The following is a 24,529-nucleotide window of genomic DNA, read 5'->3' on the forward strand; positions in this document are numbered from 1 at the left end:
CCAAAACAGAAGCCGCCTCAAAGGGCGGCTAAAATATCCAGGCATATACCCACAGATTTAAGGCACTTTCGGATGGCTATCCGCTTCTTCATCCTCTTCGTCAATATCTACCCGGCGTTGCTTACCCGTATAAAAACGAGCAAAGAACACCCCAACCTCAAAGAGCAGATACATCGGGATCGCCAATAATGTCTGAGACAGCACATCTGGCGGGGTGAGAAGCATGCCGACAACAAAAGCGCCGACAAATACATAAGGGCGTTTTTTCTTCAATGCCTCGGGCGTTGTAACCCCTGCCCAGCACAGTAGAATTATCGCAATTGGGACTTCAAAAGAAATACCAAAAGCCATAAAGAGCGCCATAACAAAATCAAGGTATTTAGTGATATCCGTGGCAATCAGCACACTTTCCGGTGCTGTTTTGGCAAAAAAACCAAAAGCTAACGGGAAAACCACAAAGTAAGCAAATGCCATACCCAGATAAAACAATAGGCTGCTGGAGATAAGCAGCGGCACCATCAGACGGCGTTCATGCTTATATAACGCTGGGGCAATGAAAGCCCACACCTGATAAAGGATCATCGGTGCGGAAACAAACACCGAGACCATCATGGTCAATTTAATCGGGGTAAAGAAAGGTGATGCAACATCTGTTGCGATCATACTGGCACCGGCGGGCAACTGTTTGATTAACGGTGCTGATACCAAGTGATAAATATCATTGGCAAAAAATACCAATACCAGAAAAACCACCAAAATAGTGATTATGCAATTCAATAGCCGCTTACGCAGTTCTATCAAATGAGTGATTAAGGGTTGGGTATCATCAACAGCCATGTTTACCGATCGCCGCCAGGTTGGTGAGTTAGAGATTGTTCAGTACTGAATGAATCAGTGCTATGGGAGTCAGTTGCGGTAGTTTGGACCTTGGTTACGGATGGATTCGTAACAGTCACAAGATCCCCGGCTACAGTAGGAATAGGCTTAACAGATTCCTCAACCTGAACTACGGGTTTCTCAACGCCAGCAGGCACAGTTTCAACAGTTGGTTTAATTGTCACCAACGCGCCCGCATTATCGACATCAGGAATTTGCGGTGATGCCGAAACTTGAGTTGCGGACTCCGCAGGCGTAACACCATCATGAATCGCTTCCGGCTCAGTCACCAGTGGATTATGGATAGTATGCGGTGCCTGGGAGCTAACGTCTGAGTGATAAGAACGTTTCAGCGCTTCTGCGGCTTCCTTAAGTTCATCCATCGAAGCTTTCAACTCCGGTGTCAGATTCTGCAAGCCAGCCTGTTCTGCTTTTTTCAGGCTGTCTTGCAACTCTTGAATCTTAAGTTCTTGTGCCAACTCGTTTTGTACGGTTGCCGCCAGTGAACGTAGTGTACGAATCCAACCGGCAACCGTTCTTACAGCAACCGGTAATCTTTCCGGCCCAAGCACGACTAGGCCGATCACAAGTACCAGCAGCAGTTCACTAAACCCGATGTCGAACACAGCTTATCCCTGCTCTTTGTCGTGACTCTTAGACTCTTCAGCTTTAACTACCGGCTGCTGTTTTTCAGTAATCGATTTTGCAAAATCAGCATCATTGCTGGTTTTATCAGTGTTAGTTGGAGGAGTCTGTGGATCATCACCAATTGCCTTTTTAAAGCCTTTGATGGATGCACCCAGGTCTGACCCCAAAGTCCGCAGTTTGTTCGTGCCAAACAGCAGAACGACAATCACGGCAATGATTAACAACTGCCAAATACTTATACCGCCCATCACATTCACCTCTATATTACAGGGGTTATTCCACAGAGGGCCGCATTATACGTCATACTGCCTCTTTGGATACTAATCTAACTTACCGCATTTTGAACTCGCGCATAGCGTTTTTAACTGATGAATGACTTCTTGAACAACTTTTACATAACACTCATACATAACGCCCAAGCTATGCTCTCGTCCATTAACCGGCACTCTTAGCAATAAACAAATTAACTGGTTCGTCGCCAACCGATAAACCAAGCCAATGCGCCTGCGATAATACATCCCGTAGAGATTTCTACCGCATCCGCCAAAAATAAAATGGTACCACTGACTAATAGTGTAGCGCCAACACCGAACAAATACCGTGACTGACCCTGACGTTGTTGCTGACCTTGCATCTGGGTGGTTAGTTTATCAACACTTTGCTGTAATAATTTATGTTGCTGCAAGCTGTCGTAAACCAATTCCGGCAACTCAGGAAATTTTTCTGCCCAAAAAGGTGCCTTTTCTTTCAATGCCCGGATAACAGCAGGCAGACCGACTTGATCCCGTAGCCAGCTTTCCAGGAACGGTTTCGCTGTTGTCCAGAGATCAAGCTGAGGATACAACTGACGACCCAAGCCTTCGACATACAATAAGGTTTTTTGTAGCAGAACCAACTGTGGCTGCACTTCCATATTAAAGCGGCGCGCAGTGTTAAAGAGATTCAACAACACATGTCCAAACGATATTTCGGCCAGTGGTTTTTCAAAAATGGGTTCACAAACAGTGCGAATAGCGAACTCAAAATCCTCAACATTGGTATCACGGGGAACCCAGCCTGAATCAACGTGCAGTTCCGCAACCCGCCGATAATCCCTATTAAAGAAAGCAATAAAGTTTTCAGCCAGATAGCGCTTATCTGCTTTGTTCAGTGAGCCTACAATACCGCAGTCAATACCGATGTAAAGTGGATCATGAGGATGCTCATAGCTGACAAAAATATTCCCCGGATGCATATCTGCATGGAAAAAACTGTCACGAAAAACTTGGGTGAAGAAGACTTGAACCCCACGTTCGGCCAGCAACTTCATATTGGTACCTTGGCTTTCTAAAGCCGTAATATCAGATACCGGAATGCCGTAAATACGCTCCATCACCAATACACTTTCCCGGCAATAATCGGAATAGACTTCGGGAATATAGAGCATTGGGCTGTTTTCAAAATTACGACGTAATTGGATAGCATTAGCTGCCTCACGCAGCAGGTTCAGCTCATCAAGCAGGGTTTTTTCGTATTCACGCACCACTTCGCGTGGCCGTAATCTACGTCCATCAGGCAACAACTTAGGTACCCAGCCAGCCAGCCGGTACATCAAGCGCACATCTGCTTTGATAATCGGCAAGATATCAGGGCGAATCACTTTCAGGACCACTTCCTGACCGTTCTCTTTTAAACGCGCCGTATGTACCTGAGCAATTGAGGCGGAGGCCAAAGCTTGCTGATCAAAATCGTCAAACCAGGTTTCTAATGGCCCACCCATTGCTATTTCAATATACTTTCGTGCGAGTGCGCCATCAAATGAAGCAACCCGGTCTTGTAATAGGGCAAGTTGATCGGCAATTTCCGGTGGGAAGAGATCACGGCGAGTAGACATCATCTGACCAAATTTGATCCAGACTGGTCCTAATTCTTGTAAGGCAAGGCGTAAACGCTCACCCAATGGCTTATCTTTATGTCGATTCGGCAACCAGAAAAACAGATGACGGCCAATACGTAGTGGTAACGTCAAACGGATATTCGGGATTAACTCATCTAACCCGTAGCTCAAGAAAACCCGAATAATTAGATACAGGCGCCGAAGTTCTCCTGGCGTCATTATTTTTTCTCCATGGTTGCCAATCTGGCATTCAATGCCTCAGTTGCACGGGCTGTGGCATCAACCTCTTCGTTAAACCACACCACTTCCAGCGGTGCTGGAGCCACTTTCCATTCTTCGGTTATTGCTTCAGCCAGATAGTGTTGTTGCTGCTGCAATTGCCCACTCAGAAAATAGCTACTTTTATGCACAACCTGCCCGATGGTTTCCGCGGCAATATCACCGATATAGGGCGCCAGCCACTCAGCCGGATCCCACTCAGCAAGATCCAAAAGCGCGACAACTTGCTGAACCACTTGTATATCGCCTTCAACAATCAGTTTACCGCTACGCATCAAAGGTGAAAGTTGCTGGCGATCCCGCAGTTTTGCCAACACAGCAACTTCCGTTTTAACTATGCAATCCGCATCACCATCCCATTGACTTAACACGTCAACCTGCCGTTCACTAAATACCAACAGCAAAGGAAAATTGATCTCACGTAACTCGATCCGCAGGACTTTTCCTACCAAGCGTAAACGTGCAGCCTTCATGCTTTTATCGCGAAACAGCACACTGTTTAATGATGTTTCTATCGCAGCAGTAATGAGTTGCGACAGCAACATAGGTTTCAGTGAGAAGGATTTAGATATCAGTGATTTTAGCGGCATAGCCATATTCCTGTTAAAACTTAAAGCCCCGATGTAACGCAACAATGCCACCGGTTAAATTGGAATAGGTTACGTTTTCAAACCCGGCATCTACCATCATGCCTTTCAGCGTTTCTTGATCGGGGTGCATCCGAATAGACTCCGCTAAATAACGGTAACTTTCAGAGTCCTGGGCCACAAGTTCGCCAATCTTGGGCAAAATATGGAAGGAATAAGCATCGTAGGCTTTGCTCAAAGGTTCCAGAAGTGGTTTGGAGAATTCGAGAACCAACAAACGACCACCGGGCTTTAATACCCGAAACATAGAGCGTAAGGCTTTTTCTTTTTCGGTTACATTTCGCAGGCCAAATGAAATGGTAATACAATCAAAGTAATTATCAGGGAAAGGTAAAGCCTCAGCATTAGCCTGCACATAACTGACATTACCTACAATACCTTTGTCACGTAGCTTTTCTCTACCCATACGCAACATCGATTCATTGATATCAGCCAGAACCACTTCACCCTGCTCACCCACAAGGCGAGAGAACTTGGCCGTTAAATCTCCGGTGCCACCCGCCAGATCTAATACCCGTTGACCGCGCCGAACACCACTACAGTCAATGGTAAAACGCTTCCAAATACGGTGAACACCGAACGACATCAGGTCATTCATCAGATCGTATTTGGCGGCTACGGAATGAAAAACTTCTGCCACCATGCCTTCTTTCTGTTCTTTGGCTACGGTGCGGAAACCAAAATGAGTGGTTTCCTTCTCCTGATCTACCATTTTCTGTGCCTGCTTTTCAGTCAATCTTTCGAGGAAGTGTACCAGAACTCCGATGAAAGCCCCACCTCACCTGGTATTAAGGTAACTGCTTATTCGCAGTATTCTCAACATCATACAGAAGAGGACCATGCAACTAACCCTGATACTTCAGCGGTGCCGAATCATTTATATCCTTCTTACACAAAACTACAGCGGCATTAGTAGCTCTCATCCGCGTCACTGATTATAAGCTAACTCAGCGGTGCCACTCATGTTGCCTTACTGCAATCCTGATTGCTTTGGATATGTCTCTGACTCAGCATCATCAGATAGCGCTAAATCGCCTTCTGGTTGATGCTCAGCGCTGGCTCTTTCTGCCAGTAATGGGCTAATAGGCCGTTTTACCTCGACCCCCAGAGTGCGAAAACTTTCTACTTGCCCAATCAGGTTACCACGGCCTTGCGACAGTTTGTTCATTGCCTGACGATAACTTAGGTGCGCTTTATCGAGGCTTTGCCCCAACGACTCCATATCATCAACAAATAAGCGTAACTTGTCATAGAGTTTGGCTGCCCTATCGGCAATACGCTGTGCATTCTGGCTTTGATGCTCGTAACGCCATAAATTAGTAATCGTCCGCAAAGCCACCAGCAATGTTGTCGGGCTAACCAACATAATATTGTGCTGTAGTGCCTCACTTATCAACTCTGGCTGGCGATCAATGGCCACCAGAAATGCAGGTTCCACCGGAATAAACATCAATACATAATCAAGCGACCGCAACCCCGGAAGTTGTTGGTAATCCTTACGGCCTAACATTCTAATATGGGCGCGCAACGATGATAAATGCTCATTGAGTGCTACTTCCCGCTCTGCGTCATCTTCGCTATTAAAATAGCGCTCATATGCAACCAACGACATTTTAGCGTCAATCACCACATCTTTACCCTGTGGTAAGCGCACAATGACATCTGGCTGCATACGACTGTTGCTATCAAGCTTTACACTTACCTGAGTTTGATACTCATAACCTTCACGCAGCCCAGAAGCTTCAAGCACTTTAGCCAGAACGACTTCCCCCCAGTTCCCCTGCGTTTTATTATCACCTTTCAGTGCTTTAGTCAGGTTTAGTGCTTCTCGCGCCATTTGAGCATTCAATTGTTGCAGACTGCGTATTTCATGGGTCAGCGTGTGGCGCTCTCTGGCTTCCTGTCCAAAGCTATCCTGAACCTGACGGCGGAAACCATCCAACTGTTCCCGTAAAGGCAGTAATAAGCGGTCCAGACTTTGTTTATTTTGTTCGTCCGCACGACGGCCAGTTTGTTCAAAGATGCGGTTCGCCAGATTTTCGAATTGTGTGGTCAGCCGCTGTTCACTGTTAATGAGAAGTCGCTGTTTTTCCTCGCCAGTCAGACGTGTTTCTTCCAAACGGATAGTGACTTCGCGCAGTTCCGCCTCTTGGGCGCTATTCACTTCTCTTTGAGCACGGAGTTCTTGATTGAGTTGATCACATTCATTACGCCAATGAGCTAACTGTTGCAGTTTTTCAGCATTTGCTGCCAATTGGCTGTGCAAACTACGTTGTTCCAATTCATCTTGCCGTAATTGCTGCTCATTGCGCTGTAAAGCAGTTTGTAGCTCGACAATATTCTGCTGCGCCTGCTGTAAGGACTGCTCTAGTAATCGCCGTTCTATATCCTGTTGCGCTTTATTCCGTTGCTGGTACAAGCTGGCAATTAGCCAACCAATAAGTCCACCGATAAGGCAGCCTGCCAGTCCATAAAATAAACTGATATCCACGGTTATCTCCCCATTAACCTATTGTCAGTCAAGGTAAGGGGATACTGTATGGATGTCCAGAGTGTTTTTCCGTTACATGCTATCTTGCGAAGCTGTGCGCATAAATAACACACAGTCCAAAAAACGCTCACCTTGCGACCCCAAATAGGTTAAAACAGCTATCCATTGACGAACGGCGTGCCACTTACGTACTTAATCTATCCAGTGAGATAGCCATTGAATGCCGAACGCGCCCGGAGCCAGAATACCGAAGGCCCAAATTAGAGCGGAAGTGATGTTGGCTAACTGAAAGTAGAACTTTGGCATAGCACAGATCCCGGCAACCAAAGGAACAACTGCGCGTAGTGGGCCAAAGAAGCGGCCAATAAACGCGCCAAAGAATCCCCAACGCTCAAAGAATGCATGGCCACGAACGAGTAACTGAGGATTGCGAGAAAGTGGCCACAAAGTGCCTACTCGGTCTTTGTAATGGACACCAACCCAATAGGAGAGCCAGTCGCCAAAGAAAGCACCTGCCGCAGCAGCGGCCCAAATGGGCCAGAAAGAGATACCACTTTCACCGATTAGCGCCCCCAATCCGAGCAAGATAACCGTTGCAGGTAGCAGTAAAGAAAGAAAGGCGAGGGACTCACCAAAAGCCAGAATAAAGACGATAGGAATCGCCCATGCTTCGTGTTCACGAACAAAATCGATAACGATAGTAATGACATCATTCAGGGTCACATGCATTTTCCTGTTAGCAACATAGTTGCTATTAGCATACCCAATGTGTCGTGATCTTTGTTTAACAAAAAATAAACGGCCGGAAGATTCCGACCGTTTATAGACTCAAGATCATTGCCGTTACAGCAAGGCTGCCAACGAACGAATCCTAATAATCTGACTCAAATCAGTGATTCGTTTAAGCCGGAGCCACTAGCCACACTGCAACTTCAAGTAAGAAAGAGTGCAGGTTAATACAATGAATCAAAGATATCAGGCGTTAGCCGTCACTACTTTATTGCCAGCCATTTCAGCAGAGCGGCGGATCCACAATTCACGCCATTTTTTCAGTGCTGATATCAGGATAATGACGCCCAGTGTCATCATAATAATCGAGATGATGCCATTGAACAGATTGTAGCCCTTAGCTGCTGAGTTGAAATACACGTGAGTGATCATCCAGTAACCAGCATAGTTTACGGTTACAAACAGATAGGCCAGTGGAATAACACAGGTCAGCATGTAAATACGTTTGGTTGCCAACCGCAGAATAATAGTGGCACCAATGATTAAACCAACAGAAGCCATTAATTGGTTTGATACGCCGAATAACGCCCAGACAGAGTTGATATCACCTGAGTTAAGCAGGTAACCCCACAGTGCGCAGGCAATAACACTGCATGCCAATGTACCTGGTAACCAATCAGTACGTTTCAGTGGTGCCCAAATATCACCTAAGAAGTCTTGCAGCAGATAACGAGCAACACGCGTGCCGGAGTCAACAGCAGTCAGAATAAATACCGCTTCAAACATAACAACAAATTGGAAGAAGTAAGCCGCCAGACTGCTGAACCATGGCACACGAATGAAGATATCCGTCATACCAACAGCTAAGGTTACCGCACCACCGGTACGACCATAGAGATCCAGGCCAATTTCCTGACTCAGTTTTGGCAAGTTCACCACTTCCATACCGAGCATGCTCCAGGCTTCAGCGGAAGAGTTAATCGCAAAGTAGTCAGCAGGATGCAAGGAGGTTGCCGCGATCAAGGCCATAACCCCAACCATACATTCGGCCAGCATCGCACCAAAGCCGACGGGTAAGATATCACTCCATTTGTCGATCTGTTTTGGTGTTGTCCCTGAGCCGATAAAGGCATGGAAACCAGAAATGGCACCACAGGCAATGGTAATAGAGATAAACGGCCAGACTGGGCCTGCCAACACCGGGCCTCCACCATGAATAAACTGGGTCAATGCCGGGAATTGAATTTCAGGGTTAATAAATACAACTCCAACAATCAACGCACCGAATACACCGATCTTCATAAAGCTGGAAAGATAACCACGAGGGGTTAATAGCATCCACACAGGGAGGGCGGTCGCAAAGAAAGCATACATTGGCAGGATGATACTGACGGTATCCGCTTTCAGCATTAACCAATCGCCCAGCCAGGTTCCTTCAATATAAGGGCCGACAAATACGCACACCATGATAGCAGCGATACCGACATAAGAAGCGCCCTTCATGCTGCCAGTCATGCGCTCCCATAAGCCAACGCAGATAGCGATAGGGATTGTCATGAACACGGCGAAAGTACCCCAAGGGTTACGTTCCAGTGCATGTACCACCACCATCGACAACCCGGCCATGGTAATAGTAATGATGAACAACATTGCCAGACCGGTACACCAGCCAGCAACCGGACCAAGCTCTGATTTTGCCACTTCCGACAGGGATTTCCCCTGATGTTTCATGGAAGCAAACAGCACAACCGTATCGTGAACCGCGCCGCCGATCACACAACCGATCAGCAACCACAGAAAACCAGGTAAATAACCATATTGGGCTGCCAGCACAGGGCCGACCAATGGACCAGCCGCAGCGATTGCCGCAAAGTGGCTACCAAAGTTCACCCATTTTTTAGTTGGAACGTAATCTTTACCATCTTCGAAGGTGTGGGAAGGTGTTACTTCACTGTCATCGACGCGCAAAACCTTACGAACAAAAAAGATACCGTATAAACGGTAGCAGATCATAAGGATACACGCTGAAGCGATAACAAAGGTAATCGCATGTTGCATGAGCATTCTCTCCAGGGAATTTGTCAGGCGTTAACATACGCCTGACCCCTAAGAGAAATATCAGCGATCTGGTTAAGCGGTAGTTTGTATCATTAAGCGGTTAAAAAGAGCCACCCAGTGGTGACTCAATATCATAAAGATCAGAAAGAGTGCGGGTAGATAAACCACTACTCTAAAAAATAGGACTGTAACTTTTTGCGCTCAGCGCTACCCAGGCCGAACTCCTGTTGCAACCACTGTTCACGACTACCATAACGCTGTTGAATACTACGCAGAGCAGTTTGAATAAACTCTTCTTTGGCCGATAAGACAAAAGCGAATTGCCCTAACGCTTGGTCATTCAGTTTGAGTGCCAACTCTGCCAGCATATGCTCACGGAAAGGGGCCAGAGTGGTTTCAGTCAACAGATAATCTTCCAATACCGTCGATTCATCGGCACCCAAGGCAAATAACACCAGTGCAGAACCAATACCAGTACGGTCTTTCCCGACAGCACAATGTTGTACCACACCCGCAGCAGCATGCTCCGAAGATGCACAATTTTGCAACAATCCAACCAGTTGTTTATAGGCTTGATTATTAAAAGGCAGCCGGCGATAAAGCTCTAACATAAAACCACGGGCATCAAATGCCGCTAATGTCTCGTTAGTCAGTTTTTCCAAATTGGCATTGACTTCACTGCTCAGCGGGTTGGCCGGAATATTGTGATAACTGGCGCCAGTCCACACCACATCTGGTTTAGCCTGAACTTCATCGGCATCGCGATAATCAAGAATTTGAGCGACGGAGCCACTACTGAGGAAATCACAATCTCTGGTACTTAAGCGGTCGAGTGAACCTGAGCGGAACAGCAATCCGCGCTTGATACGCCGCCCATCAGCAGCCTGATTACCGCCAAGGTCACGAAAATTAATACCGCCATCAAGTGCGATTAGGGAGGGATGGGATAGAGCAGTTTTCGTCATATTTTCCTCTTATTATTGTTCTTTATAAGAGTGATGACCTTAGCAGATAAACCGGAAAAATAAAAAACGGGCCAGAAGACTGACCCGATAACAGACCGTTTGTTGACTCGCCAATCGTCGCTATTAGCTCAGACGGCGGGCCTAGATCAAATGACGAGCTGCTTCTACCACAATTTTCACCGCGTCACTTTCAGTCGCTTTCATAGTTTCTTCGTTTGGGATCTCTTGCTGGGTGCGGTTTACAATTACCCCTGCGACCATGCCGGCGCGCAAGCCCTGGCTGGCACACATGGTGAGCAAGGTTGCAGATTCCATTTCATAATTCATCACGCCCATAGATTGCCATTCTTCCATGGAGCCTTTAAAACGGCTGACAACACGACCAGAGAAGGTGTCATAACGCTCCTGCCCCGGATAGAAGGTATCGGAAGAGGCGGTCACACCAATATGAGTAGTCGCCCCCACTGATTTGGCAGCATTAACTAATGCAGTGGTGCAGGTAAAGTCAGCCACTGCTGGGAACTCCATCGGCGCAAAGTGCAGGCTGGCTCCGTCTAAACGTACAGCGGCGGTGGTAACCAACACATCACCAACATTAATATGTGGCTGAATAGCACCAGTGGTACCAATACGTAGGAAAGTCCGTACACCAAGCTGTGCCAGCTCTTCAACCGCAATAGAAGTCGATGGGCCACCGATACCCGTTGAGCAGACGATCACTGCTTTGCCATCCAATTCGGCGCGCCACGAAGTAAATTCACGATGAGAGGCCAAATGTACTGGGTTATCCATCAATTTAGCGATTTTCTCAACACGCTGTGGATCACCCGGAACGATAGCCAGAGTCGCCCCTTGCAGATCATTTTTAGTCAGGCCCAAGTGAAAAACGTCAGATTTAGCCATGTGTGAGAGTCCTCTTTCATGAGAGATGTTGTAGGGAGGTGCAAAGAAATACTTTACTCAAAATTATCACTTTATTTCGTGATGACAGTCACCTTGCCAAAAGAAATGAATTACACGATACATTTTAAATGTGACAAAAATCACATTTAATGGCAGTTAAGACTATTTTTTAGACAAAGCTGGCGAGAAATGACAATTATACCCAAGCTGATTACAGTTGCAGCTAACACCACTGCAACGCCAAGTACGAAAGGTATATTTCTCTATAAGCAGGAATGATAGACCAATATCCTGCTATCAATTGCTAACTGCTATCAATTGCTAACTTCTATCGATTGTTAAACTCTATCAACTATTAGTCTGAGTTATAAAATTCAAGATATGAATCACCAAAAATTATAATTACAAAAAACCTGATCTCATTAATCTCAAAGATTACCTATAGTTAAACTCGGCAACAGCAAAAAACAGGGCGCAATAGGTAATTAAACCAGAGGTTTTTCCTCATATCGCAAGGAGACTACAGTGAAAACTGATCAACTTATGACTCTCCGGCAGGCGGCAGGCGGTTTCACCCCTGCGGTAGACCCACTGGCCTCGACGATCCGCCATACCGATCAACAAGGCATTCACTGCGGGGAAACCACCATTCCGTCTCAGGGCGATGAATTACCGGCCTATATTGCCAAACCGGCCCAGCAAAATGGGCCATATCCGGTGGTTATTGTCGTGCAAGAAATTTTTGGCGTGCATGAACATATTCAGGATATCTGCCGCAGACTAGCGAAACAGGGGTATCTGGCAATTGCCCCTGAGCTGTTCTTCCGGCAAGGCGATGCCAAAGAATATGATGATATCAATGCATTAGTGAAAAACCTGGTGGGTAAAGTACCAGACCGTCAGGTTATGGTAGATCTTGATCATGCGGCACATTGGGCATCACGCCATGGCGGGGATACCAGTAAACTGGCCATTACCGGATTTTGTTGGGGTGGGCGGATTGCGTGGTTGTATGCGGCCCATAACCCACAGTTAAAAGCGGCAGTGGCTTGGTATGGCAAACTGGTTGGTGAAAAAACCTTACTGTTACCCAAATCTCCGGTGGATATCGCGGTCGATCTCAGTGCTCCGGTGCTGGGGTTGTATGGCGGTAAAGATGGCAGTATTACGCAAGAACATATCGATACTATGCGTCAGGCGTTGCGTGCAGCAAATGCCGATGCAGAAATCATTGTTTATCCAGATGCCGGGCATGCTTTTAATGCTGACTACCGCCCAAGTTATCACGCCGAATCCGCACTGGATGGCTGGCAGCGGATGCTCGACTGGTTTGATCAACATGGTGTTGCCGCCAATCCCATATCTGAAGAAGTGAAATAACGGCAATAAAAAGGGCGCGAGATGCGCCCAGAATTTAACGATTAGACCGAGATAGCATCAGACTTGTTCTGCACGCAAACGTTGCGCAGCCAGTACCATGTTTGCCAATGCCTGGCGGGTTTCCGGCCAGCCACGCGTTTTCAAACCACAATCCGGGTTAACCCACAAACGTTCTGCCGGGATACGTTGAGCGGCTTTACGTAGTAATGCTTCAATCCACTCCACACTTGGCACATTCGGCGAGTGAATATCATAAACGCCGGGCCCAATTTCATTCGGGTAAGCAAAATCTTCGAATGATTCGAGCAATTCCATATCTGAACGAGAGGTTTCGATGGTAATCACATCAGCATCTAGCGCAGCAATGGAATCCATGATGTCATTAAACTCGCAATAACACATATGAGTATGAATCTGGGTGTCATTCTGCGCGACAGCCGCATTCAGTTTAAAGGCATCGACGGCCCATTGTAGATACGCTTGCCAATCGGCACGGCGCAGGGGTAAGCCTTCACGCAGCGCAGGCTCATCAATCTGGATGATACCAATACCGGCTTTCTCCAGATCTTCCACTTCATCACGCAGCGCCAGTGCAATTTGTTTGGCGATGGTTTCACGGCTAACATCTTCGCGCGGGAATGACCAACACAGGATAGTGACCGGGCCGGTCAACATGCCTTTTACTGGTTTGTCCGTCAGCGATTGAGCATATTTGGCCCATTCAACCGTGATAGCTTGCGGGCGGCTGATGTCACCAATAATCACTGGCGGCTTAACACAACGGGAACCGTAACTCTGCACCCAACCATTTTGGGTAAAAACGAATCCATCCAGATGTTCGCCAAAATATTCAACCATATCATTACGTTCTGCTTCACCATGAACCAATACGTCCAGACCTAAACGCTCCTGTTCAGCAATGGCTTGCTTGATATGTTCGCTGATACCTGTGCGGTAGTTTTTCCCATCCAAACGGCCTTGCTTGAAGTCCAGACGCAGGCCACGGATCTCAGTAGTTTGCGGGAATGAACCGATAGTGGTGGTTGGCCAGGCCGGTAAGTTAAAGCGCTTACGCTGCGCTTCAGCGCGGCCTTCATAAGGCAGTTGGCGTTCAATATCCTGTGCAGTAATGGCCGCCAGACGTTGCTCCACCTGCGTATTATGAACACGACTGGAGGATTGACGGGCACGGATCGGCGCACTGTACGCAGCTAACTCGGCCAGTTTGGCTTCGCTCGGCGCGTTTAATGCTTGTGTTAATAATGCCAGTTCAGCGCATTTTTGCAGCGCAAAGGCAAACCAGCTTTTCACTTCTGCATCAAGACGTGTTTCTTCACTTAAATCAATCGGGCTGTGTAATAAGGAGCAAGAGCTACCCAACCATAATGGGCGACCATTAACCTGTGGTTGCAGGCGCTCGAACCAGTTGCTAAGGTCAGCACACCACACGTTACGGCCATTAATCACCCCCAGCGAGAGCAGCCACCCTTTTGGCAATTTTGTATCCAGAACAGCAATATCATCTTTGCCTGCAACCACATCAACATGCAGACCTTGCACTGGCAACTCACGGATAACGTCAAGGTTATGGCCGATGCTGTCGAAATAGGTGGTCAGCAACAATTTAACTTTGCCTTCCAGCGCCTGATAAGCCGGTTGATAAGCGCCCAGCCACTCTGGTGGTAACTCCAGTACCAGTGCAGGTTCGTCAATCTGTACCCACTCAATGCCACGTTTCGCTAATTCAGCCAGCACTTGTTGGTACACCGGGAGGATATTTTGCAGCAGAGAGAGACGGTCAAACTGCTCGCCTTTAACTTTACCCAGCCACAGATACGTTACCGGGCCCAGCAATACTGGTTTGATTTTGTGACCTAATGCCAGCGCTTCGTCCACCTCATCCAGCAGTTGAGTCCAGCCCAGTTTGAACTGCTGACCTAGTTGGAACTCTGGCACCATGTAGTGATAATTGGTGTTAAACCATTTAGTCATTTCCGCCGCTGCCGCAGGCTTACCGGTTGGTGCACGGCCACGGCCAATACGGAAGAGCGTATCCAAATCAATAGAACCATCCGTATTTTGATGGCGCTCTGGGACGTTGCCCAACAGCAGGCTGGTGGTCAATACATGGTCATACCACGCGAAGTCACCGACCGGCACCAAATCAATACCTGCTTGCTGCTGCTGTTGCCAATGGCGGGCGCGCAATTCACGACCCACATTGAGCAGTTCTTCTTGCGTGGAGTTGCCTGCCCAGTAACTTTCTTGTGCTTTTTTCAGTTCACGTTTCAGACCTACACGCGGAAAACCCAGTGTGTGATTTAAAATTGTCATCGTCATATTTCCCATTTAGCCATCCAGATGTTTACACATCCATAATCAGCAGGTACTGTATAATCCACAAGCGCATTTTGTTCACTGTCACTGTGAAGGACTCTCATGATCGAACTGAAACACTTACGCACCCTGCAAGCTTTGCGTAATACCGGCTCGCTGGCGGCGGCGGCAACGCAACTTCATCAGACACAATCGGCCTTGTCTCATCAATTCAGCGATCTGGAACAACGTCTGGGCTACCGTCTGTTTGTGCGTAAAAGCCAGCCGCTACGTTTCACTACGCAGGGAGAGATCTTGTTACAACTCGCAGAACAAGTGCTGCCACAAATTAAACAGGCACTGCAAACCTGCAATGAGCCGCACCAAACTGCGCTGCGCATCGCCATCGAATGCCATAGCTGTATTCAGTGGCTGGCACCTGCCTTGGATAACTTCCACAAAAACTGGCCGCAAGTGGCGATGGACTTCCAATCAGGCGTGACTTTCGATCCTCAACCCGCCTTGCAGCAAGGGGAGCTGGATCTGGTGCTGACATCAGATATCTTGCCGCGCAGTGGTCTGCACTATTCGCCAATGTTTGATTTTGAGGTGCGTCTGGTGCTGGCACCAGACCACCCATTAGCCAATAAGGCCCGCATCGAGCCGGAAGATTTAGCGCAAGAAGTGTTAATGATTTATCCGGTACAGCGGCAACGGTTAGATGTCTGGCGGCATTTCCTGCAACCCGCGGGGGTAAATCCGCCGCTGAAGAATGTGGATAATACTTTGCTACTGATTCAAATGGTGTCAGCACGCATGGGGATCGCCGCCCTACCACATTGGGTGGTAGAGAGTTTCGAACGTCAGGGATTGGTCGTCACTAAAACGCTGGGAAATGGTTTATGGAGCCGGTTATACGCGGCCGTCCGTGATGGAGAGCAGCGCCAACCGGTTACTGAAGCTTTTATTCGTTCGGCCCGGCAACACGCTTGCGAGAGTCTGCCGTTTGTAAAGAATGCGGAGCGACCCAACGCCGGTGTACCCATAGCGAAGCCATTATCACAATGGCCCCAATGATAAAACTGGGCCAATGGGGCTTTTCTTGCCAAATCGCCAGATTCACCAGCAGCCCAGCCGGAACATGCACGTTATTCATGATCCCCAAGGTGCCAGCATCGACTTGTGTCGCGCCATAGTTCCACATGAAATAACCTAGCGCAGAAGCCCCGACGCCCAGCCACACCAACACGCCCCACTGCAATTGCGTCGTGGGTAGTTTTTGTGGGTTACCAAAGGCAAACCAGGCAACAACCGCGACGGCGAAAGCACCAATATAGAACCATGAGAATGCCACATGCTGTGGGATCGGGTGGACTTCCATCAAGCGTTTGTAGCCCACTTGTCCGATGGCAAAACAGAGGTTTGCCGCCTGAACCAGCAGTAACCCCCACCAAAAATGCTCGCTCAAATGGTCGTAGCGAATGATAGCCGCCCCGACTACTGCCAGTAACGCACTCAGAGCATAGCCCCAGCGCAGACGCTGGCGGCGCAGTAAATCATAGATCAAAGTGACATACAGCGGGGTCATCACCGTGAACAGCAAGAATTCCGGTACCGTCAGGTAGAGATAGGCACGGAAGCTGAACAAGTACATGATACCTAACTGAATTGAGCCCACGGCCATGTACAGCAGAATCACCCGCCAGTGGATGTTTTTCCAGCGCAAGAACGGCAAAAAGACCAGCGCGGCTAGCCCAACCCGCATTAGCACAGAGAACCAACTATCCACCTGTCCTGCCAGATATTCGCCAATCAGGCTAAATGAAAATGCCCATAAAATGGTGGTAACGACCAGTAACAACACGATAGTTTGGCTCATTGAGGAGATAAAGTGCAATTGTAGCGGAAGCCACAACGCAACTTTGCACAAACTAGGTTTACATCTGCTCGTATTTAACCCAGTCGAACTATCTTCATCTCAGGTACTATTCCAATAATCACCTAAGAGTTACATTCCCACGCCGATAATGGTCAGGATTAACGGTGTTGTGACCGCGGCAAGCACTGTAGACATCACCAAACTGGCGGCGGCGGGGCCAGTCAGTACATTAAACTGGCGTGACATCAGATACACATTCACGCCGGTAGCCATTGACCCCAGTAATACCACCACCTGCGTTTCCAGCGCTGGCAGGCCCATCGCCCATGCCAATGCCCAGATCACCATCGGCTGAACAATCAATTTGAGAAAACAGATCGCACTGCTGATTTGCCAGCCTTCCGTGACGCGATATTCCGCCAGCCCCATTCCCAATACAATCAGCGACAACGGCGGTGCTACCTGCCCTAACATGGTTACAGGTTGATCAATAAACTGCGGTAATTGCAGACCAGTCAGGCTGAATAAAGTGCCGGAAATAATTCCTATAATCAGAGGGTTAGTCAGCACGCTACGAGCAGTTTTCGCAAAGCCCTCCAGTGTTGGCGAGCCATTGCGCGCCCACTCCACCGAGATGGTGACTAATGTCCAGAGGATCAGGCCGTTAAACACCAAAACCAGCGCCACTGCTGGGATAGATTTCTCCCCCAACATAATGGTGGCAATAGGCAGGCCCAGCATCACGTTATTAGAGAAAATGCCGCCGAGGGCAAAAACGGAACCGGACACGCCATCCAGATGAAATATCCGGCTGGCAACAATCCGCCCGATAACAAACACCACTAGACAACTACCAAAAAAGGCAATCAGCAGGCGTGCATCCACCGCTGGGCGCTCAGAGAAATCGCACATCATACGAAACAGCATAGCGGGCAATGCGAGGGAGAAAACAAAGCGGGTCAGGCCATCAGTTATGGCAGAGGGCCACTTACCAAATCGTACCAAACAGTAACCCAGCGCAAGCAGCACAAATAACGGTGAAGACAACACAATCTGGTGCCAGAGCGAAATAACAAAGGCGGGCATGGTTCACTTCCTGTCAAGCCGGGCCAGGTCAGCCCGTAAATGTAAGAATGACTGACCTACTCTGTTTCCTGTTTTATTTATATCAAAGTCATTGGAGTTACAGGTAGGTATGCAGCAAGCTAACCCCCTGTAGCTTCAAGGACGAGGGCATATCAAATCTATACGGTCAGTACAGATACAGTCAACGCCCCACTTTAACAATTCCTGCGCACGCGCTGGTTGGTTGACGGTATAGACCAAAATACGCAGCCCGGCGGCTTTGAGTAACGCTACTCGCTCCGCGGTCAACTGTTTGTAGTTAATGTGCAAAGAGACACAATCCAACTGACGGGTCATCGCCTGCCAGTTGTCATCCCATTTATCCAACAATAAACCACGTGGCAGCTCAGGTGCGGCCTGCTGGGCTGCAGCTAATGCATCAAACGAAAAAGAGGACAATAACGGCGGTATCGCCTGACCTTGCCACAACAAGCGGGCAGCCAGTGCAATAGCTCGGCCAGTGGCTATTTCAGTGCCAGTGGTGGGTTTAATCTCGATATTAGCAGCCATATCATGCTGTGCACAGCGAGCTGCCACTTCGGATAAAAGAGGCAGGCGCTCACCACGAAATGCTGTGCTATACCAGTCTCCGGCATCTAATTGAAAAAGTTTTTCCCATGACAAATCACCGGCAACTCCCCAGCCATTACTGGTGCGTTCCAGCGTATCGTCATGCAATAGAAATATCTGGCCGTCGTGCGATAATTTTACGTCAAACTCAATCATCTTGTGGCCATAACGAGCGCCAACATCAATGGCTGCTAAGGTGTTTTCCGGTGCCAGTGAACCACCACCGCGGTGAGCGACGATCGAAGGGTAAGGCCAGTTTTTACTCATGATTCCATCCGTAGTCCGCTATCTGAATCAAAAAAGTGCAGCGCCGTTGGTGGTAAATATAAATGTAATGTACTGCCCACCACAGGCATTTCCTCGTGGGATAGGCGGGCAATAACACTCTGTCCACCCCACTGACCATGTGCCAGATTATCTGCACCCAACAATTCCAGCGTCAATAGTGGCATCGGTATACCCTGCGCCGAAGTTACCTGCTGAATATGCTCCGGGCGAATGCCGAGGGTCAAGCGCCGATCCGCCCATTGTGGCCGAGGCTGTTCCAACGGCAGAGTTAGGCTATCAGATAAAATAAAGGCGTGCCCATCTGGGCTGACAGTGCCAGCTAACAGGTTCATCGCCGGTGAACCGATAAAACTGGCCACAAACAGTGTCGCTGGCCGTTGGTAAACCTCGCTTGGCGTACCAATTTGTTCGGCAACCCCTTTATTCATCACAATCACCCGCTGAGCCAATGTCATCGCCTCAACCTGATCATGGGTCACATATAGACTGGTGGTTTTTAGTCGGCGGTGCAACTGTTGCAGCTCAAGGCGCATCTGCACCCGCAGTTTGGCATCCAGATTGGAAAGTGGCTCATCAAACAAGAAAACCGCCGGTTCACGCACAATGGCCCGCCCCATTGCCACCCGCTGCCGCTGGCCGCCAGATAGTTCACGCGGTTTACGTTTTAGTAGCGGTTGCAGTTCCAGAATACGTGCGGCTTCATCCACTCGCTGGCGGATCTGCTCTTTGCCAAAACCACGAATTTTTAGGCCATAAGCCATGTTGTCAAACACACTCATGTGGGGATACAGCGCGTAGTTCTGAAACACCATCGCGATGCCACGATCTTTGGGTTCCATATGGGTAACCCGCTGATTATCAATATAGATATCACCACTGGTGGTGCGCTCCAATCCAGCAACCATACGCAGCAGCGTCGATTTACCACAGCCAGAAGGGCCAACCATTACGATGAATTCACCGTCGGCGACATCTAAATCAATTTGTTTAATCACTGGCGTGACGCCGTCATAAGATTTGGTTACTGCCTGAAGTTTTAAACATGCCATATCAGATTACTTCTCACTGTCTACCAGGCCGCGTACAAACCAACGCTGCATCAGAAGGACCACCGCGACCGGTGGAATTAAAGTCAGGATCATCGCTGCCATCACCTGATTCCATTGGGTTGGCGCACCTGAGCTAGAGATCATGCTCCTTATCCCAGCCACCGCGGTGCCCATAGAGGTATCGCTGGTAATCAAAATTGGCCAAAGATATTGGTTCCAACCATAGATAAAAGTGATCACAAACAGCGCGGCCAAATTAGTTTTAGATAGTGGCAATACGATATCCCAAAAAAAGCGCATCGCCCCGGCACCGTCAATGCGCGCCGCTTCCAATAGCTCATCGGGCAGGGTCATAAAGAACTGGCGGAATAAGAACGTTGCAGTGGCTGACGCCATCAGCGGCAGGGTCAACCCGGTATAACTGTCGAGCATATTCAGGTTCGCAATCACCTGAATTGTTGGGAAAATACGCACTTCCACCGGCAGCATCAGTGTCAGAAAAATCAACCAAAAAAACAGGTTACGTAGCGGGAAACGAAAGTAAACGATGGCATAAGCAGACAACATCGACACGGTGATTTTGCCAACAGTAATCGCAAATGCCATCACAAAACTGTTAAACAGCATCAACCCGAACGGTGCACTGTTATTCCCCACTCCGGCATGCCAGATGTGACTGATGTTCTGCCACAAATAGGGCCCGGGGATCAGGGTCATCGGCACCTGAAACACTTGGGTGTCATCCAGCGACGCGGCAACAAAAGCCACATACAGTGGGAATAAAATCAGTAACACGCCGATAATCAGCATGACGTGACAAAAAATGTCCAGCCCACGACGATTCTCAATCATTGGTAACGCACCTTACGTTCAACAAAACGGAACTGGATAACCGTCAGGCCAATCACCAGTAACATCAGCACCACCGACTGAGCGGCAGAGCTAGATAAGTCCAGGCCAGCAAAGCCTTCGCGATAAATTTTATAAATCAGGGTCGTCGTGGCTTGCATCGGCCCACCGCCCGTCGCCGCATCGATAACGGGGAAAGTATCGAAGAAGGCATAGACCAGATTCACCACCAGCAGGAAGAAACTGACCGGTGAAATCAGCGGCAGCACCAGATTAAAGAAGCGGCGTACTGGTCCGGCGCCGTCAATAGCAGCGGCTTCAACCAATGAGCGCGGAATGGATTGCAGCGCGGCAAGGAAAAACAGGAAGTTATAACTGATTTGCTTCCATACTGAAGCCAACACCACCAAGAACATGGCCTGCCCGCTGTTTTGCGCGTGGTTCCAGTTGTAACCCAATGTGGCAAGGAAATGTGTTATCAACCCCAGCCCCGGATTAAACAGGAAAATCCACAATACAGCAGCGATAGCAGGGGCCACCGCATACGGCAGAATCATTAAGGTTTGATAGATACGGCTGCCGCGCAGAACGTAATCCACCATGGCGGCCAGAAACAGCGAAACAATCAAACCAATACCAGCCACCAACGAGCTAAAAATCAGCGTGGTATAAAACGAAGCCAAATAGTATTCATCCTGAAAAAGCTGAATAAAGTTACTCAGCCCGACAAATTTATTGGAGAGGCCAAAAGGGTCCAACATTTGTACCGAGTACCACAGCGCCTCCCCGGCAGGCCACAGGAAGAAAACAGCGGTAATGGCCAGTTGGGGCAATACCAACAGGTAAGGCAACCAACTACAGGAGAAACCGGGACGGGAAGGTGACATAAAATTAACCGTTTCTCAGATGTGATATTGATTACACCAGCGTGCTAATTGAAAACGTGACGCCCTAATTTAATACCGCACAGCACTATTTGTTGGCGTTATTGGCGCAGGCAGTTTGGGTGCGAACAGTGCACCCAAACTGGCAAGTAGAGTAGCCAAATAACCTTATTGATTAGCTTGTTCAAAGCGGCGTAGTAACACATCACCACGTTTAACGGCGCTATCCAACGCTTCTTGAGCTGTCTTCTTACCGGTCCACACCCCTTCCAACTCTTCATCTACCACGGTACGGATCTGTGGCATGTTGCCCAGACGCAAGCCTTTGGTGTACGGCAATGGCGGTTTGTTCAACATCTGGCGAGTCGCCACGTCAGCACCTGGGTTCTTATCATAGAAACCTTGCTGTTTAGTCAGCTCATAGGCTGCCGTCGTAATCGGTAGGTAACCCGTCTTCTGATGCCATTCAGCAGCAATTTCCGGTTGAGCCAAGTATTGCAGGAATTCAGCGACACCTTTGTAAGTATCTTTATCTTTGCCATCCATCACCCACAGACTGGCACCGCCGATAATGGCGTTTTGTGGTACATTTTTCTCGTCAGAATCGTAAGGCATCATGCCAACGCCATAGTTAAATTTGGCGTAATGGCGAATATCCGCAAGGGAACCTGAAGAAGCAGTGGTAATGGCACAATCACCGTTATAGAACTTGGCAGTGGACTCATCTTTGCGGCCAAAATAGGTGAAATCGCCTTTTTTATTCATATCTGACAGCAACTGGATGTGCTTAATCTGTACTGGCTTATTGAATTCCAGTACCGCATCGGTGCCATCAAAGCCATTGTTACGGCTGGCAATAGGTTGGCCGTGCCAGGCACTGAAGTTTTCAATTTGAATCCAACCCTGCCAGCCGCTGGCGTACCCACAGCTTGAACCCGCAGCGCGCAGTTTTGCAGTATCGGCCGCCAATTCCTGCCATGTTTTTGGCGGTTGATCCGGGTTCAGCCCTGCTTTCTTAAAGGCATCTTTGTTGTAGTACAACACGGGAGTGGAACTGTTAAATGGTTGAGATAATAAGTGACCGGTTTTGGCATCGGTGTAATAACCGGCCACTGTTGGCACAAACACCGATTCATCAAATTTGATATTGGCATCTTTAAATACTTGGAATACCGGCTTAATCGCCTTGCTGGCCATCATGGTGGCAGTGCCCACTTCATACACCTGCAAGATTGCGGGGGCTTTACCCGAGCGAAACGCGGCTATCCCTGCCGCCAGGCTCTGTTCGTAGTTCCCTTTATATACAGGTACGATTTTATAGTCGCTATGGGACTGGTTAAATCGGTCAGCTAATGAATTAACCTCGACACCTAACTCCCCTTCCATCGAATGCCAAAAAGGAATTTCAGTCACTGCCATCGTATTGGCACTAAATGCCAATGTAAGCGCAATACCAAGCGATGTCTTACGAATGATTTTATTAAACATATTGGCCCCTGAATAAATCCGTATAGCTCACATCAATGAATTACTGTGGACAAGTGAGCGAAATAAATCAGTTTTTGTTCGCAAGCAAACATGACACCCTTTCATGACGGAAATATAACAATTACATGACATAAAAATGACATAAAAATGACATAAAAATAAACAAGACATGTCAACATCATTAATTACCCCAATAACACAAACCATTATAAAAATAAAATTACCACCATTTAAAAAACAATATTAAATTAAAAAAACTTAAAAACCCACACGTAAACACTAAAAATTCCATCAAGAATAAATATTAATAATATTACACCAGCCATCCATAACAATATTAAATGCAATATAATCAGCACAATAAAATAGGACTAACTCTTACTTGAAAAAATACCATTTAAAATGTTAGTGTTCTTTCCGGCTTATGTGGAAGTGTATTAACATGACTTTTAACACCCTCATTATCATCACCATAAAAGCCACAAGCATCATTAATCCCTTTCCAGTTGGATAAGGATTTTATATATAACGGACTATCAGGTATTTAATAATGAAAAAGACGCTACTTTCTATTATTACTATGGCGATATTAACCACCAGTGTTAGCGCCAATGCGAATGTAATGACAAGTTTACAATCTGGTATAAATAACGCTCAAATTCAAGGTATTCAGAGTATGAATCAGTCTGATCAGAGTGTATATTTCAAACCTGCATTAACGAAAGAGATTACGGTTGAATTAGAAGTACCTCAAATAGTCAAATTTTCCAAATCAAATGGTGACGAACTGAGTTTAATTAAACTTAGCATGAACTCCACCATGAACTCATACAAGGCGACAGAGAACATCCGAGTAGAATCTAATGGCGACAGTAAAGTTCGTATTGGCCTTGGAAAACCATTTGATTTAGTGTCTAACAATGGTTCAAGAATACAATCTACCCCTACCGTAATGATAGGTAATACGATGCTGAGTAGAGCTGCTAATGTTGGGCTTGGTGGTCATATGGCAACATTCCCCTTAACTAACTCAGTACTCGATACCACTCTAGACATTAGCGTAAACGGCAACGGACTTAAGTCTGCCGAAGTATACACTGGCACACTTAATCTAGTTATTGAAACGGCTGCATAACTCAGTAAAACATTATAATTTCCTTATTATTAACACATACAGTCAGGGGGTAAACTCCTGGCTGCATGCTCCTTTGAACCAAAAACATAACGTA

The 24,529-nt window shown here is 47.7% G+C and carries 22 protein-coding genes; 3 read left to right on the forward strand and 19 right to left on the reverse strand.

All coding sequences use genetic code 11. The annotated features are described in order from the left end of the window. Positions 1–57: 57 nt before the first annotated feature. From tatC to udp, 11 genes are all read right to left on the reverse strand, one after another. A complete protein-coding gene (tatC, locus tag V1953_RS19870; protein WP_083162014.1) occupies positions 58–837 on the reverse strand; it encodes a Sec-independent protein translocase subunit TatC in 780 nt (259 codons plus the stop codon). 2 nt (positions 838–839) lie between these two features. Then, entirely contained in the window at positions 840–1,502 is a 663-nt protein-coding gene (gene tatB / locus V1953_RS19875) for a Sec-independent protein translocase protein TatB (RefSeq protein WP_442851236.1), read from the reverse strand. A 3-nt stretch (positions 1,503–1,505) separates the two neighbouring features. Further along, the gene (gene tatA / locus V1953_RS19880) at positions 1,506–1,772 is read right to left on the reverse strand and encodes a Sec-independent protein translocase subunit TatA (protein ID WP_083162010.1); all 267 of its coding nucleotides are present in this window, start codon (positions 1,770–1,772) and stop codon (positions 1,506–1,508) included. Between the two features lie 215 nt (positions 1,773–1,987). Then, positions 1,988–3,619, reverse strand: coding sequence for a ubiquinone biosynthesis regulatory protein kinase UbiB (gene ubiB, locus V1953_RS19885; RefSeq protein ID WP_083162008.1), 1,632 nt, complete (start codon positions 3,617–3,619; stop codon positions 1,988–1,990). Further along, positions 3,619–4,269 (reverse strand): ubiquinone biosynthesis protein UbiJ, encoded by a 651-nt coding sequence (ubiJ, locus tag V1953_RS19890; protein WP_083162006.1) that lies wholly within the window; start codon positions 4,267–4,269, stop codon positions 3,619–3,621. The genes ubiB and ubiJ overlap by 1 nt, the downstream gene beginning before the upstream one ends. Before the next feature lie 13 nt (positions 4,270–4,282). Further along, positions 4,283–5,038, reverse strand: a complete 756-nt coding sequence (ubiE, locus tag V1953_RS19895) for a bifunctional demethylmenaquinone methyltransferase/2-methoxy-6-polyprenyl-1,4-benzoquinol methylase UbiE (protein ID WP_083162004.1) — start codon at positions 5,036–5,038, stop codon at positions 4,283–4,285. 258 nt (positions 5,039–5,296) lie between these two features. Further along, a complete protein-coding gene (gene rmuC, locus V1953_RS19900) occupies positions 5,297–6,817 on the reverse strand; it encodes a DNA recombination protein RmuC (protein WP_193784764.1) in 1,521 nt (506 codons plus the stop codon). A 192-nt stretch (positions 6,818–7,009) separates the two neighbouring features. Beyond that, positions 7,010–7,540: a DedA family protein gene (locus V1953_RS19905; protein ID WP_083164014.1), complete on the reverse strand. Its 531-nt coding sequence runs from the start codon at positions 7,538–7,540 to the stop codon at positions 7,010–7,012. Between the two features lie 252 nt (positions 7,541–7,792). Next, positions 7,793–9,604: a carbon starvation CstA family protein gene (locus V1953_RS19910; RefSeq protein WP_372560033.1), complete on the reverse strand. Its 1,812-nt coding sequence runs from the start codon at positions 9,602–9,604 to the stop codon at positions 7,793–7,795. Between the two features lie 167 nt (positions 9,605–9,771). Further along, a complete protein-coding gene (locus tag V1953_RS19915) occupies positions 9,772–10,569 on the reverse strand; it encodes a tyrosine-protein phosphatase (RefSeq protein ID WP_083162000.1) in 798 nt (265 codons plus the stop codon). Positions 10,570–10,710: 141 nt separating this feature from the next. Beyond that, positions 10,711–11,472: a uridine phosphorylase gene (gene udp, locus V1953_RS19920; RefSeq protein ID WP_005187884.1), complete on the reverse strand. Its 762-nt coding sequence runs from the start codon at positions 11,470–11,472 to the stop codon at positions 10,711–10,713. A gap of 525 nt (positions 11,473–11,997) precedes the next feature. Here udp and V1953_RS19925 point away from each other — a divergent pair. After that, a complete protein-coding gene (locus tag V1953_RS19925; protein ID WP_050312543.1) occupies positions 11,998–12,852 on the forward strand; it encodes a dienelactone hydrolase family protein in 855 nt (284 codons plus the stop codon). 57 nt (positions 12,853–12,909) lie between these two features. On the opposite strand, the gene metE is transcribed toward V1953_RS19925, so the two are convergent. Beyond that, the gene (gene metE, locus V1953_RS19930; protein ID WP_442851237.1) at positions 12,910–15,186 is read right to left on the reverse strand and encodes a 5-methyltetrahydropteroyltriglutamate--homocysteine S-methyltransferase; all 2,277 of its coding nucleotides are present in this window, start codon (positions 15,184–15,186) and stop codon (positions 12,910–12,912) included. A gap of 105 nt (positions 15,187–15,291) precedes the next feature. On the opposite strand from metE, the gene metR reads away from it, so the two are divergent. Next, positions 15,292–16,245, forward strand: a complete 954-nt coding sequence (gene metR, locus V1953_RS19935) for an HTH-type transcriptional regulator MetR (protein WP_083161998.1) — start codon at positions 15,292–15,294, stop codon at positions 16,243–16,245. Here the strand turns inward: metR and V1953_RS19940 are convergent. From V1953_RS19940 to ugpB, 7 genes are all read right to left on the reverse strand, one after another. After that, a complete protein-coding gene (locus V1953_RS19940; RefSeq protein ID WP_032906902.1) occupies positions 16,133–17,032 on the reverse strand; it encodes a carboxylate/amino acid/amine transporter in 900 nt (299 codons plus the stop codon). The two genes, metR and V1953_RS19940, sit on opposite strands and share 113 nt — an antisense overlap. Before the next feature lie 144 nt (positions 17,033–17,176). Beyond that, positions 17,177–18,133, reverse strand: a complete 957-nt coding sequence (locus tag V1953_RS19945) for an AEC family transporter (RefSeq protein ID WP_083161997.1) — start codon at positions 18,131–18,133, stop codon at positions 17,177–17,179. A gap of 135 nt (positions 18,134–18,268) precedes the next feature. Then, positions 18,269–19,009, reverse strand: coding sequence for a glycerophosphodiester phosphodiesterase (gene ugpQ / locus V1953_RS19950; RefSeq protein ID WP_083161996.1), 741 nt, complete (start codon positions 19,007–19,009; stop codon positions 18,269–18,271). After that, the gene (locus V1953_RS19955; RefSeq protein WP_083161994.1) at positions 19,006–20,079 is read right to left on the reverse strand and encodes a sn-glycerol-3-phosphate import ATP-binding protein UgpC; all 1,074 of its coding nucleotides are present in this window, start codon (positions 20,077–20,079) and stop codon (positions 19,006–19,008) included. The genes ugpQ and V1953_RS19955 overlap by 4 nt, the downstream gene beginning before the upstream one ends. A gap of 6 nt (positions 20,080–20,085) precedes the next feature. After that, a complete protein-coding gene (gene ugpE, locus V1953_RS19960; RefSeq protein ID WP_442821358.1) occupies positions 20,086–20,931 on the reverse strand; it encodes a sn-glycerol-3-phosphate ABC transporter permease UgpE in 846 nt (281 codons plus the stop codon). Further along, on the reverse strand, positions 20,928–21,815 hold the full coding sequence (gene ugpA / locus V1953_RS19965) for a sn-glycerol-3-phosphate ABC transporter permease UgpA (RefSeq protein ID WP_083161990.1): 888 nt from the start codon (positions 21,813–21,815) through the stop codon (positions 20,928–20,930). The genes ugpE and ugpA overlap by 4 nt, the downstream gene beginning before the upstream one ends. Before the next feature lie 165 nt (positions 21,816–21,980). Continuing rightward, positions 21,981–23,300: a sn-glycerol-3-phosphate ABC transporter substrate-binding protein UgpB gene (gene ugpB / locus V1953_RS19970; RefSeq protein ID WP_083161988.1), complete on the reverse strand. Its 1,320-nt coding sequence runs from the start codon at positions 23,298–23,300 to the stop codon at positions 21,981–21,983. A 550-nt stretch (positions 23,301–23,850) separates the two neighbouring features. Here ugpB and V1953_RS19975 point away from each other — a divergent pair. Beyond that, a complete protein-coding gene (locus tag V1953_RS19975; RefSeq protein ID WP_083161986.1) occupies positions 23,851–24,435 on the forward strand; it encodes a CS1 type fimbrial major subunit in 585 nt (194 codons plus the stop codon). Positions 24,436–24,529 lie beyond the last annotated feature (94 nt).

The sequence above is a fragment of the Yersinia sp. 2541 StPb PI genome, assembly GCF_052217145.1.
Classification (GTDB): Bacteria; Pseudomonadota; Gammaproteobacteria; order Enterobacterales; family Enterobacteriaceae; genus Yersinia; species Yersinia enterocolitica_E.